Origin of the sequence: Leifsonia sp. NPDC058292 (genome assembly GCF_042880955.1) — a bacterium.
Taxonomy (GTDB): domain Bacteria; phylum Actinomycetota; class Actinomycetes; order Actinomycetales; family Microbacteriaceae; genus Leifsonia.
In genome coordinates this window covers 1-12,344 of the sequence record NZ_JBHVYL010000059.1, presented here as the reverse complement: position 1 = coordinate 12,344, position 12,344 = coordinate 1, and the positions used below count along the sequence as shown (strand labels likewise).

8 protein-coding genes and 1 tRNA gene are annotated in these 12,344 nt (G+C 67.2%); 1 reads left to right on the top strand and 8 read right to left on the bottom strand.

The genetic code is table 11. The features are described from left to right. Positions 1 to 29: 29 nt before the first annotated feature. From ACFVWR_RS18285 to ACFVWR_RS18250, 8 genes are all read right to left on the bottom strand, one after another. Positions 30 to 103: transfer RNA gene (locus ACFVWR_RS18285), tRNA-Pro, on the bottom strand. 75 nt (positions 104 to 178) lie between these two features. After that, positions 179 to 2,110 (bottom strand): cellulase family glycosylhydrolase, encoded by a 1,932-nt coding sequence (locus ACFVWR_RS18280; protein ID WP_387215561.1) that lies wholly within the window; start codon positions 2,108 to 2,110, stop codon positions 179 to 181. Positions 2,111 to 2,161: 51 nt separating this feature from the next. Then, a complete protein-coding gene (locus ACFVWR_RS18275) occupies positions 2,162 to 3,001 on the bottom strand; it encodes a carbohydrate ABC transporter permease (RefSeq protein ID WP_387215558.1) in 840 nt (279 codons plus the stop codon). Beyond that, complete coding sequence (locus tag ACFVWR_RS18270) at positions 2,994 to 3,992, bottom strand: carbohydrate ABC transporter permease (protein ID WP_387215555.1); 999 nt, start codon at positions 3,990 to 3,992, stop codon at positions 2,994 to 2,996. The genes ACFVWR_RS18275 and ACFVWR_RS18270 overlap by 8 nt, the downstream gene beginning before the upstream one ends. A 93-nt stretch (positions 3,993 to 4,085) precedes the next feature. Continuing rightward, positions 4,086 to 5,393: an ABC transporter substrate-binding protein gene (locus ACFVWR_RS18265; RefSeq protein ID WP_387215552.1), complete on the bottom strand. Its 1,308-nt coding sequence runs from the start codon at positions 5,391 to 5,393 to the stop codon at positions 4,086 to 4,088. A 64-nt stretch (positions 5,394 to 5,457) separates the two neighbouring features. After that, positions 5,458 to 6,483, bottom strand: coding sequence for a LacI family DNA-binding transcriptional regulator (locus ACFVWR_RS18260; protein WP_387215549.1), 1,026 nt, complete (start codon positions 6,481 to 6,483; stop codon positions 5,458 to 5,460). Positions 6,484 to 6,696: 213 nt separating this feature from the next. After that, on the bottom strand, positions 6,697 to 8,325 hold the full coding sequence (locus ACFVWR_RS18255) for a chitinase (RefSeq protein ID WP_387215546.1): 1,629 nt from the start codon (positions 8,323 to 8,325) through the stop codon (positions 6,697 to 6,699). Beyond that, positions 8,325 to 10,634, bottom strand: a complete 2,310-nt coding sequence (locus ACFVWR_RS18250) for a glycosyltransferase family 2 protein (RefSeq protein WP_387215543.1) — start codon at positions 10,632 to 10,634, stop codon at positions 8,325 to 8,327. Before ACFVWR_RS18250 ends, ACFVWR_RS18255 begins: the two co-directional genes overlap by 1 nt. Positions 10,635 to 10,817: 183 nt before the next feature. On the opposite strand from ACFVWR_RS18250, the gene ACFVWR_RS18245 reads away from it, so the two are divergent. Beyond that, positions 10,818 to 12,221: a DUF2252 domain-containing protein gene (locus tag ACFVWR_RS18245; protein ID WP_387215539.1), complete on the top strand. Its 1,404-nt coding sequence runs from the start codon at positions 10,818 to 10,820 to the stop codon at positions 12,219 to 12,221. Positions 12,222 to 12,344 lie beyond the last annotated feature (123 nt).

Here is a 12,344-nt window from a genome sequence, read left to right as displayed (position 1 = left end):
ACCGCGGCCCACCTCTTTTTGTCGTTACGTCGGGCTGACAGGATTTGAACCTGCGACCCCTTGACCCCCAGTCAAGTGCGCTACCAAGCTGCGCCACAGCCCGATGCTGCTTCGAGGGTGGAGCCCCAAAGCAACTTGACCATACTAGCGTGTCCGCGCGGGAGCGAATGCCACCGGGCTACTCGTAGACCAGCTCGCGCACCTCGACGCCGTAGCCGGCGAGGGAGACCGAGGATACCGCATCCCCTGCCAGCGTCTGCAGGGAGCCGCCGACGACCTGCGGGGTGACGGTAGCGGGCGAGGGATGCTGTGAGACGAAGAAGACGAAACGGCGGCCGTCGACGTGCACCAGGGTGTCCGTGAACACGAGCGGGTCGTCGAGCAGCACGTCGCGTTCGACATCGGCGACAACGGCGAGCGCGTCGTAGAGGCGCCAGGTCTCTTCGGGGTTCACACGGGGCTGGGCGGAGGCGAAGTACTCGAGCGGATACGTCGAGAGCACGGCGCGGCCGGCGCCGTGGGGCTGCGAGACGATGACGGGGCGGTCGTGCGCGTCCACGGCGATCACGGTGCCGGTGGTGGCGGAGACGGGGAGGAACGACCGGGAGTGCTCGTTGCCCGCGGCCCGAAAGCGAAGCGTGTCGCCCGCGGCGAGCGAGCCGAAGGGTTCGAGAAAGCGCACGACGACCTCGTCGTCGAGAACGGGGGCGACCAGGCCGTAGTCCGACTCGTGGGTCACGCCGAAGAGCTCGTCGGTGTAAGCCCACCAGGGGCCGCGCTGCACACCGAGGTCGCCGACACCGTACGAGACGTAGACGGTGGCGCCGCCCTCGGCGAGAGACCGCAGCTGCGTCCAGGTGGGCCCGCAGAGCTGCTTCACCGAGGGGACGAGGTAGAGCCCGTATCCGGCGGGCACTCCTCCGTCTTCGGCCTCCCGCACGACGGCGACAGGAAGGTGCGCTTCGTGAGCGGCGACGTAGGCCTGCTCGCCGACGGCGACGATGAACGCACGCTCGGCCTCCTGGGTGAACGGGTAGTCGGCGGCGAGATGCGATGGAACGACGAGGGCCGCATCCACGGCCGAGCGCGAGACGGAGGCGACGTCGACGGCGGTCAGAGTGGATGCGAAACCTGCCAGTTCGAGCAGCGGCGGCTTGGGGGCGCCGGTCGAGTCGGTGATGCCGAAATGCATCTCGAACGGGTGGTGGGTGTACGGCCGCTGCTCGACGAGGTCGTCGTAGTCGGTGTTGTTCCAGGCGATCCAGCCGGTGGCGCCGGCGAGCAGCGTGTTGTAGAGCAGCTGCCGATAGTACGAAGCGGCGCCGGAGGGCGAGACGAAGTCGCTCGTCACCCCGAACTCCTCCATGATCACGGGCAGCCGGGCAACGTGACAGAGCTCGGCGATGTAAGCGGCCTTGAGGTGCTGGCGGATCTGGTCGCTCTCCATCCGGTAGACGTGGGGGCCGACGAAGTCGGTGAACGCGGCGAGATCCACCGACGAGAAACCGTTGTCGTGCCCGGTGGTCTCGATGCCCCAGGCGCCGTCGCCGACGGAGACGGGCTGCGTTCCGCCGCCGGCGCGCACGGCATCCACGAGCAGGGAGGCCCAAGCCTCGACGATGGGCCGGGGCGCCTCGCCGCCGTAGATGGGCACTTCGTTGGTCAGCAGCCAACCCGAGACGGCGGGATGCGCGGCGAATCTGGCGGTGAGCTCGCGCACGTACCAGGCCTGCCGGCCGACGAACCAGATGTCGCTGTACAGGTCACGGCCGTCGCGCCAGACGGGGTCCCAGTTCTCGCCCGACATGTGCCCGACGAGAAACGTGGGGACGGACGTCATGCCGAGTTCCTCGTGCGCATCCAGAAAGTCGGTGAAGTTCGCGACGCACTGCTCGTCGAGCGTGTCAGGGGTCGGCTGGAAGTCCGGCCAGTAGAAGAACGAGCGCGTCATGGTGAGCCCGTGCTCGGCGAGAACGGCCAGCTCCTGCCGCACGATCGTGGGGTCGTAGCGGGTCCACATGAGCGGGCCGCCGCTGCGCGACCAGAAGTTGGCGCCGAGCCAGACCGTGGGCATGCCTTCGACGGAGAGCAGGGAAGAATGACGCTCCATGATCGCCTTTCAATCGGAACGGAACCGGGTTCGAGCCACGGCGGCGCGCGCCTACTTCACGGCGCCCGCGGTCAGCCCGGCCACGAACGAACGCTGCAGCAGCAGGAACGCGACCACCACGGGGATGCTCACCACGAGCGACGCGGCCATGATCTGGTTCCAGTAGACGTTGGTCTGCGTCGAATACAGCTGCAACCCGACGGCAAGGGTGCGGTTCTCGTTCGTCGTCATCACGGATGCGAAGAGCACCTCACCCCAACTGGTCATGAAGGAGTAGATCGCCACAGCGATGAGGCCGGGTTTGGCGGCGGGCAGCACGACGTGCCAGAGCGCGCCCATCGGCCCGCTGCCATCCACCATCGCCGCTTCGTCGAGGTCGCGCGGGATGCCGTCGAAGTAGCCGGCGAGCATCCAGATCGAGAAGGGCAGAGCGAACGTGAGGTAGGTGATCACGAGACCGAACCGGGTGCCGACGAGCTGGATGCCGACCGCCTGGTTGATGTTCACGAAGATCAGGAACAGCGGGAGGAGGAACAGCACGCCGGGGAACATCTGCGTCGAGAGCACGGTGGTGGTGAACACGGTGCGCCCTTTGAAGCGGTACCGAGACACGGCGTAAGCGGCGAACACGGCGATCACCAGGCTGAGGATGGTGGCGGAGCCGGCGACGATCAGGCTGTTCACGAAGTACGACGCGAGCGGCACCGTCGACCACATGTCGATGAACGGCTGGAACGTGATCTGCGACGGCCACCAGGTGAACGCGCCCTGCACATCCGGCAGCGACTTCATCGACGAGGTGACCATCACGTAGATCGGCACGACGGTGAAGATCGTGAGCAGTGTCAGCACGACGATGCGGAACGCCTTGGAAGGGGTTGTTTCACGCACGACGCGACCTCCGGTTGATGACCAGCAGATAGATGCCGGTGACGATGAGCAGGAAGATCAGCAGCAGAACGCTCATCGCGGCTCCAGAGCCGAAGTTCCAGGTGAGGAACGAGGCGTTGTAGATGTGGAACGAGATGAGATCGCCCGCTGCCGGTTGGGCGTTGCCGAACAGCACGAACGGAGTGTTGAAGTCGTTGAACGTCCAGAGGAACATCACCAGCAGCAGCACGGTGTTCACCGGGCGCAGCATGGGAAGGGTGATGGCGGCCCACTGACGCAGCGGCTTGGCGCCGTCGACGGCAGAAGCCTCGTAGACCTCCTCGGGGATGCTCTGCAGCCCGGCCATCAGCATGAGGAAGGCGAACGGCCACAGCCGCCAGATGGCCACGATCACGATCGACCAGAACGCGTTCCCGCCGATCAGCCAGAACGGCTTGTCGCCGCTGATGCCGAGATTGTCGTAGAGGAAGTGGTTGACCGCTCCGGTGTCTTTCTGCAGCATGAACTTCCAGGCGATGATGCCGGCGTACATGGGCAGTGCGTAAGGCACCAGGAAGAGGGTGCGGAAGAAGCCGCGCCCCCAGAACCGGCGCTGCAAAGCGACGGCCGCGGCCATCCCGAGGCTCCAGGAGATGCCGACCACGAGCAGCGTGAACGCGCACGTGATGGCGAAGGAGCGCAGCAGGCCGGCGCCGATGGCCTGGTTGAAGTCGAGCGCGATGGCGTAGTTCTTGAAGCCCACGAACGGGGCGGCGCTCCAGTTCGCGATGTAGAACTTCGTGAGCTGCACGAAGCTGATCCAGATGCCCGTGAGCATCGGGATGACGTGGATGATGATCTCGAAGATGATCGCGGGGGCGAGCAGCGCCAGAGGCAGCCACCAGCCCTTCTGACGCTTGCGCCGCTTGGGCGGCGCGGCCGCAGCCACCGTTTCGCGCCCTGCGATGATGCGGGCGTCGCGGGGGTTGTCAGCGGATGTCGTCGTCGACATGGTGACCCCTGTCTGGTCTGGATGATCGTGGTGGAGAGAGGCGGCCCGCGGCGCTCAGGTCGCGGACCGCCTCTTCCGGATGGAGCGGGAGGGCTAGCCGCCCATGGACTGCTTGACCTGGTCTTGCGCGTCTTGCAGCGCCGACTTGACGTCGCTGGCGGAGACCGTTCCTCCGGTCGCGATCTTCGAGAACATGTCGTTCATCGCCTTGCCGACGGTGTTCTCGAACTGGTCTTCAGCCGGCACCAGAGGCAGAGGCTTCGACATCGTGTTGTAGATCTTCTGGAAGGTGGCTGCCTCTTCCGCGTTGTCGGTGAAGTTCGCCTTCGCACCGTCGAGCACGGGAAGGGTGGCGTACGGCTTGCCCAGGGTGGCCTGGGTGTCTTCGCTCGTCATGTACTTGACGAACTCGAGCGCCGCATCCTTGTTCTTCGTGTTCTTCATGATCGACAGGTTGATGCCGGCCACGTGGCTGGCGACGGCCTCGCCGCCCTTGGGCGCGGGGAACGGGACGACACCGTACGCGTCGGTCTTCATGCCGTTGGCGTTGATCGACGAGTCGGCGTTGTTCTGGCTGAGGATCATCGCGACCTTGCCGGTGGCGAAGTCGTTGACCGCCTGCACGCCGTTGTCGTACTGGGCGTTCGAGGTGTTGACGACCTTGTCGGTCTGCATGAGGTCGAGGTACCGCTTGATGCCGTCGACCGCACCGGAGGAGGTGAAGGTGGGGTTGCCGTCTTTGTCGAAGAACTCGGCGCCGTTCTGGGCTGCGTTGATGAACGCGAAGTGCGCGTTCTCGGTGTAGCTGCCGGCGGCGAGGGAGAAGCCGTACTTGCCTCCGGTGGTCAGCGCCTTCGCGTCGGTGACCAGCTCTTCCCAGGTGGTCGGCGGCTGCACGCCGGCCGCTGTGAACATCGCCTTGTTGTAGTACAGGCCGTAGGCGAGACCGTAGAGCGGAACGCTCGTCACGTCTTTGCCTGCGACACCACCGGTCTCGAGAGCCGTCTTGACGAACTTGTCCTTGCCGCCGATCGCCTTCATGGCGGCGTCATCGAACGGCATGAAAGCGCCGGTCGCCTGCAGGGAGGCGGCCCACGTGTTGCCGATGTTGAGCACATCCGGGCCCTGTCCGCTGGTGACGGCGGTCTGGATGCGCGTCTGCAGGTCGTTCCACCCGATGACCTCGAGCTTCACCTTCACGCCGGTCTTCTTGGTGAAGTCGTTCAGCACGGGGGTGAGCACCTGCTTGTCGTTGTCCAGGCTCGTGCCCTGGTTGCTCGCCCAGTAGGTGATCGTGGACCCGCTCGGCGAGTCTCCCGACCCTCCCGAGCCGCTGCACCCCGCGGCGACGAGCGCGACCGCAGCGGCGATCGCCCCCGCGAATATGGCGCGTTTTCTCATTAGTGACTCCCTTGTCTCTTGGTGGCGGGCCAAAGGCCGTGCCATCGACACTAACTTAACCGGTTCAGGAGTCAAGCGTATTGTGCACGGATGCCCGAACGCTCGTGGCCCGAACGACCAGTTCGCTGCGCTTCGCGGCGAGCTGCCCGGGCGTGAGGCCGGCGAGCAGGTCGAGCAGCAACCTCGTGGTGCGCCTCCCCTGCTCTTCCGGAAAGCGGGCGAGCGCTGTGATCGGCCGCCGGCCGAGCCGGCAGACGAAAGAGTCGTCCCAGCTGATCAGGGCGACATCTTCGCGGTGGGCCTGCTCGAGGGCTGCGGCGGCGCCGAGGGCGAGCATGTCGTTGGAGGTGATGATGGCGGTGACCGCGCTGTCGACGGCGAGCACCTCCTCCACGATGCGGTGGCCGGTCTCGGTCGTGTAGTCGGATGCGGCGAACCGGGCGCTCATGCCCGCCCGCCCCGCTTCGGCGGCGATCGCCCGACGGCGGTCGAGCTCGTGGGCGAGCTCCGACGGCCCGGCGACGTGCAAGACGTGACGGTGCCCGAGCTCGGCGAGGTTTCCCACGATGAGCTCGGCGTCGTGCGCGACGTCGTAGGCGAGAACCCGTCCCGGAGCGAGCTCGGGCTGGTCGCCGTGGAGCACGTACGGCATCCCGAGTCCGTCGAGCAGCGCGGGTCGAGGATCGTCGACCATGATGTCGAACATCATCACGCCGTCGACCCTGCGCTCGGCGCTCCACCGCCGATACGTCGCGGTGTCCTGGCCCGGGGAGGTTCCTACCATCCTCAGCATCAGGGCGAGGTCGGTCTCCGCGAGCGCGCTCTCGACGCCGGCGAGCAGGCTCATGTAGAACGGTTCCGTTCCGAGCAGGCTGGGATCGCGGCGCAGCACGATGCCGATCGCGTCGCTCCGCGACCGCGAGAGCGCTCTGGCGCTCGAACTGGGATGCCAGCCGAGGCTGCGCGCGAGTTCGAGCACGCGCATCCGGGTCTCGTCGCTGACGCCGGGCTGTCCGTTGAGGGCATACGAGACGGATGCCTTCGACAGCCCCAACTGGTCTGCGAGACCGCTGATGGTCACCCGGGTCACACGTCGCTCCTAACCGCTCGCCCTAACAGTACCCATGCGTCGGTACGCAGGCGTCAAGCGTGTCGGCGGGGTCGTGGGGTGCACTACCCGAAAGCGCACCACCCCGCCGACACAGCGCACGCGGACGCGCGCGCCCGTGACTCCGCCCCGCAGCGGAGTCCGGGTCGAGGGACGACGGGGTACGCATCGAAGCAGCACCCCGCCGCCCGGTCTTCACTCGGTGGTGGCGTCACCGCCGAGCAGGTCATCGATCTCGTCCTGCGTGAGCGGGGTCCACGGCGACGAGTCGGGGTCGGAGCTCGCGGCTTCGGGGCTGTCGCCCTGCGTCCACCATTTCGCCTCGTACGGGGTGCCGTCGAAGAGCACACGGGCGCCCTTTTCGTAGGCCGTCGCGCCGGCCCAGGCGGGGAACGTGCCGGGCGGAAGGGTCGGCTGCGGGATGGGCGTCTCACCAGGGAGCACGGGGCCCACGAGCTCCCACGGCGTCTCCCACGAGTTCAGCACGGGGTTGTCGGGAACGTCACCCTTCGTCCACCACTTGGCCGCGTAGACGTTGTGGTGCCAGACGATCTTCGTGCCCTCGAGGTACGAGGCGCCCTGCGACCAGATCGCGTACGGAGAGGAGGCCGGGTCGTCTTTCACGGCGGCGGTGCTGGTCGGCTCCGCGGTGGTCACCGCGGACTCGCCGAGGGCGATGTGACCGTTGAAGCCCTTGGCGAGCACCGAGGCGAACGTGGACTTGCCCTGCTTGACACCACTGCACGCATCCGACACCACGGTGGTGTCGACATAGTTCGCGCCGCACGTCTTGTCGCGGTTCGCCGACCACATCGACATCCGCCCGAGGCCCGTCGAGACGGCCCAGGCGTTGAACGTCTTGGCGTCGGCGAGCGAGAAGACCTCCTTCTCGACGTCGTTCTGGCCGATCATCGGGGTGGCTCCGACCTTCGCCCAGAGGCTGGGGTCGCTGAGGTGCAGCTTGTTGCGGTCGTAGAGGATGCCGAGCTGACGCTGGGCGGCCGTGACCGCATCCTCGCTCGCCTGGGCCATCGACGCCGAGGTCTTCTTGGCGCTGCCGTAGTCCATGGTCATGACGTTCACGCCGGCGATGTCGACCTTGGCCTTCAACATGGCGTCGATGGCATCCGTGGCGGCGGACGTCATGCCGCTCGGGGCGACGGGCAGCGTGAGCCAGACGGCCAGGCTCTTGCCCGCATCCCTGCGCTCCTTCTGCAGCGCGGCGATGGCTGTCGCGCGGCGAGCGTTCGCGTCCGTGTTCGCCAGGCCGGCGCCCTCGAGGTCGAGGTCGATCGTTCCGACGTTGTAGCGGTCGATGACGGCCGCATACGCGTTCTCGAGCGCCGTGCCGTCGTCGCACCCGACGGCGAGCTCGTCGTTCAGCTGGCCGCCGAACGACACCGCGACGGTGCCGCCCTGCTGCTGAAGCCTGGCGATGCGCCGGTCGAGGTCGAGCGAGCCGCGTGCCTGGTCGAGCGTGTACGCGCCGCCCCAGGTCGGCGTGCACGCGTCGGACTTGGAGGAGACGACGAACGAGAGAACCGCATCCTTCGTCTTCGACGTGCCGAGATTCTCGAAGGCGAACCGCGGGGTGGCGGCGACATCGACGTAGGAGGCGAACCAGGGCCGGGAGTCGACCGCGGCCTTGGCGCTCCACCACTGGAGCCCGACGACGCCGCCGGAGACCACGATGATGGCGACGAGAGCGGCGCCGATCACGCGGAGCGGTGAGAGCCTGCGGCCGCCCTCCGAGTTTCCACCGGAGGGCGCCTGGGCGTCCTGAACGGCGGGAGCCGCTGCCGGCTCCCCTGCGCGGCGCGCCATCAGGCGGCCTGCCGTTCGGACTCGGCCGGCTGGGCGGGGGTGGCCGCCACGGCGCTCAGCCCGTGGCCCGCCCGCGGCACCTGGCCGCCGGCGTGACCGTGGTACAGCACCGAGCGCCAGTCGAGCGACGCCGTGACCGGATGCGCCTCCTCGGTCGTCGAACGACGCGCACGGTCGACATACAGCGGCTTCGTGACGCCGAGCCAGATGTCGACGATGGCGTTGCCGATGCCGATGTAGCTGATGATCGCCCAGATCGCGAGCGTCGCGTTGAACGCGGCGAAGGCTGCATTTCCCCAGTTCTGCGCGTTGACATCCCGCCAGAGCGTGAACAGCGAGAACGCGACGATCAGAAAAGGCGTCACCACGTAGAGCAGCGGGGATGCCGTGCGGTTCTTCACCTTCGGGGTGCGCACGAACGGGATCTTCTTGCCGGTCAGCGACTGCTGGATCGACTTCAGCACACCGGCCAGGTTCACCGGAAGCAGGATGAGGTTGAAGCCGTAGATGCGGAACACATCCGACGCCTTGTACCCGGCATAGCGCAGGTCGCTGGCCATGGCGATGAAGTACGGCAGGGCGGCGAGCAGCACCACGGGGCTGAGCAAGCGACCGTCGTACGGGTACGCCAGCAGGAAGATGAGGCCGAAGCTCGCCCAGGCGATCGACGCCATGTAGTTCACGCGGAGCAGCAACTCGGTGCGCGAGACCACCTCGCCGCGACGTTTGCGCTCGCGAACCTGGCGCCACAGCTTCGGCAGGATGAGGAGCCCGCCGTTCGCCCAGCGGCGACGCTGCACGATGAGCGAGCCGAAGTCGGGCGGGGTGGCGGAGTAGCTGAGCCGCTCGGGGTAGTTGACGAGCGTCCAGCCGTGCGTTCCGAGGTCGATGCTCGACTCGGTGTCTTCGATGACGGTGCGGTCCTGAACGTAGCGGCGCACCTCGAATCCGCCGACGAACTCGGTCTCCACGATGTCCTCGATCGCGCGCTTGCGGATGACCGCGTTCGCGCCGACCCAGAACGTGGCACCGAAGTGGCTCATCCCCTGGTGCAGGATGTGCTGGATGTCGGTGGTCGCACCGGCGAGACGCTCGATGCGGGTGCCGGCTCCGCGGAACGACGAGTACGGCGTCTGCGTGACGGCGACCCGGGCGTTGTCGGGCTGCTGCAAGAAGTACGTGAGCCGGAGGCAGTACTCGCGCAGCAGGATGGAGTCGGCATCGAGGGTGAGCAGGAAGTCGCTGTCGGGGATGACGATGTCACCGGCGCGGCGCTGGCTGACGGGCGTGAGGATGGGCCCTTCCGGCGTCTGCTCGACGCGGTAGGTCCCTCCCATCAGACCGATGTACGCGTTCAGGTTCATCGCCTTGTTGGCCTCGTGCGAGAGGGAGGCCCACTGCTTGCGCTCGAAGACGGCGAGGTCGGCGTCGAAGGTCCAGGCGAGGCGGCGGTAGAGCTGCGCCACGCGCTCGGAGCTGAGGGATGCGCCGTCGGCGACGGCGGCCTCGACCGCCTTGCCGACGAGCGCGAGCTCGTCAGCGAGGCCGCGGAGCACCTGGTCGGCGAAGAACAGGTCCACGTGGTCGTCGAGCCCGTGCGCGTCTGCTTCGGCGTGCAGCCAGGCTGCGGCCCACGCGTACTCTTCGGCCAGGTCGAGCGCGATGTACGGGGCCACGAACGTGTCGGGGTCGCTCAGCTCGAACCGGAGCAGGGCATCCGTGAACCGGGTGCGGGGCTCGGCGAGCATGGTGCTGATGTCGTCGGCGAGGGCGCGCGTGGTGTTCAGGCGGTCGGCGACGGCCGCATCCTTCGGGTTCGGGTTGTCGTCGAGCAGCAGCACCACGCGCATCGACGGATACTCCTGCAGCGCGGCGGAGAGGAGCGTCATCTTCACGACCTCCGGCTCTTCTGCGTACGAGGGCACCAGAACGGTGATCGACGGCTGGCTCGACGCGAAGTGGCGGTCGAGTTCGGCACGGGGAACGCGAACGTGCTTCTTGAACCGCTGCAGCGCTCCCTGGCGGGCGACCAGGTACATCAGCGCGGAGAAGGTGAGGAAGGTGACGACCACCAGATAGCCGATCGCCTCCATCGTGAACCGGAAGTTCTGGCCGCCGTCGATGAACTGACGAACGATGGTGGTCACGACGTAGATCACCCAGAACAGCACGGTGAGCACGATGGCGACACGGCTGAAGGTGATCTTGCGATCGGAGGGGGTGGGGTGAACGGTCGGCAGCGGTTCGGTGCGGCGTTCCGCGCCCAGCTGTCGTTTTCGGGCAGGATCGTATGAACTTGTAGAACTCATTTTCGGGTATGTGTCCTTGGAGATTAGGAGAGCCCGCGCTTTCGGATCGCGCGGTCGGGAAGCTCTCGACTATGTCCACATTAGTGAGGACAAGTGGGGTACAAAACCCCCCTTTCTGGTCAAGCGTGTCTGCCCTCCCGAGCGCTAGATTTGCGCTATGAACCGAACACGGTCAGACGCGCCATGAACCGCGCACCGGGTCGGCTGCGCTTCGACCACGCCCCCGTGGTCACGCACGACGAGCGGTTTCAGCGGGGCCGCGCCGCTCGCGCCGCCCTCCCCCGTTCCGCCCACGGGCGCTACGAAGCAGACGCCCACCGCGACCCCCTCGGCGTTCTCGACCGGCAGCACGAGACGCGACTGCCCGACCTCGTGCCACTGCGCGTCGCCCGGATGCTGCAGAACCCGTTCGCCTTCTATCGCGGAACCGCCGCCATCCAGGCCGCCGACCTGGCGGGTGAGGCGAACACGGGCGCCGGTGTCGTGCTCTGCGGCGACGCCCACATCGGCAACTTCGGCCTCTTCGCCTCGCCCGAGCGTTCCATGGTCTTCGACCTCAACGACTTCGACGAAGCGGCATTCGGGCCGTGGGAGTGGGATGTGAAGCGCCTCGTCACGAGCGTGGTGATCGCTGCGCGCTCGCGAGGGGCGACCGAGGCGCAGACGCGGCGGGCGGCATCCCTCGCCGCACACGCCTATCGCGACGCACTGCATCGCTCTCTCGAGCTCGACGTGACCGATCGGTTCTTTCAGGCAGCGGTCGTGCAGGGTGGGCGCCAGTTCGGCAAGCAGACGCAGAAACTCGTGAAAGCCGCGGTCAAGTCATCGGAGAAACGCACCTCGGCCCGCGTGATCGCGCGCATCACCGAGACCGCCGACGACGGCTCGCTGCACCTGATCGAGAGCCCGCCGCGCCTGACCCACGTCGGGCCGGAGATCGAGAGCCGGGTGGCGGAGGTCATCGACCTCTACCGCGCGAGCGTGACGCCCGACGTCTCGCTCCTGCTGGCGCAGCACACCATCACCGACGTGGCCCGTCGCGTCGTCGGCGTCGGCAGCGTCGGCTCGCGCTGCTTCATCGTGGTGCTCACGGGCCCGCACGGCGAACCGCTCATCCTGCAGCTCAAGGAGGCGTCCGACTCGGTGATCCATGAGTTCGGCCGGGCGCCGAAGAACCCGATCAGCGGAGTGAACCCCGACACGTTCTCGGCGAACCACGGCTACCGCGTCACGGCGAACCAGCGCATCCTGCAGGCCGTCTCCGACCCGTTCCTCGGCCACGTCACCTTCGAGGGCTACGGCTTCTACGTTCGTCAGTTCCGCGACCGCAACGTGTCGTTCGAGATCGCGGACATGGCCGACGAGACGTTCGAGGACTACGCGTACGCCTGCGCCACCATCCTCGCCCGCGCACACTCCCGCAGCCCCGACGGCGCCTTCATCGCCGGCTACATCGGCCGGGGGACGGCATTCACGGATGCGGTCATCGAGTGGTCGCACGCCTACGCCGACCAATCGCTCGCCGACTTCGAGGCCCTGCGCGCCGCCGTCGTCGCCGGCCGCTTCGAGTCCGCTCCGCTCGCCTAGAACCACGCCTAGAACCACCGAGGGGTCCCAACACGCCGTCTGGTGCATAGCCCCGACGGCGTGTAGCGACCCCACGGTTGTCGAGCGGAAAGTAAGGTGCGGTTGCGCTTCTCGCGCACGCGC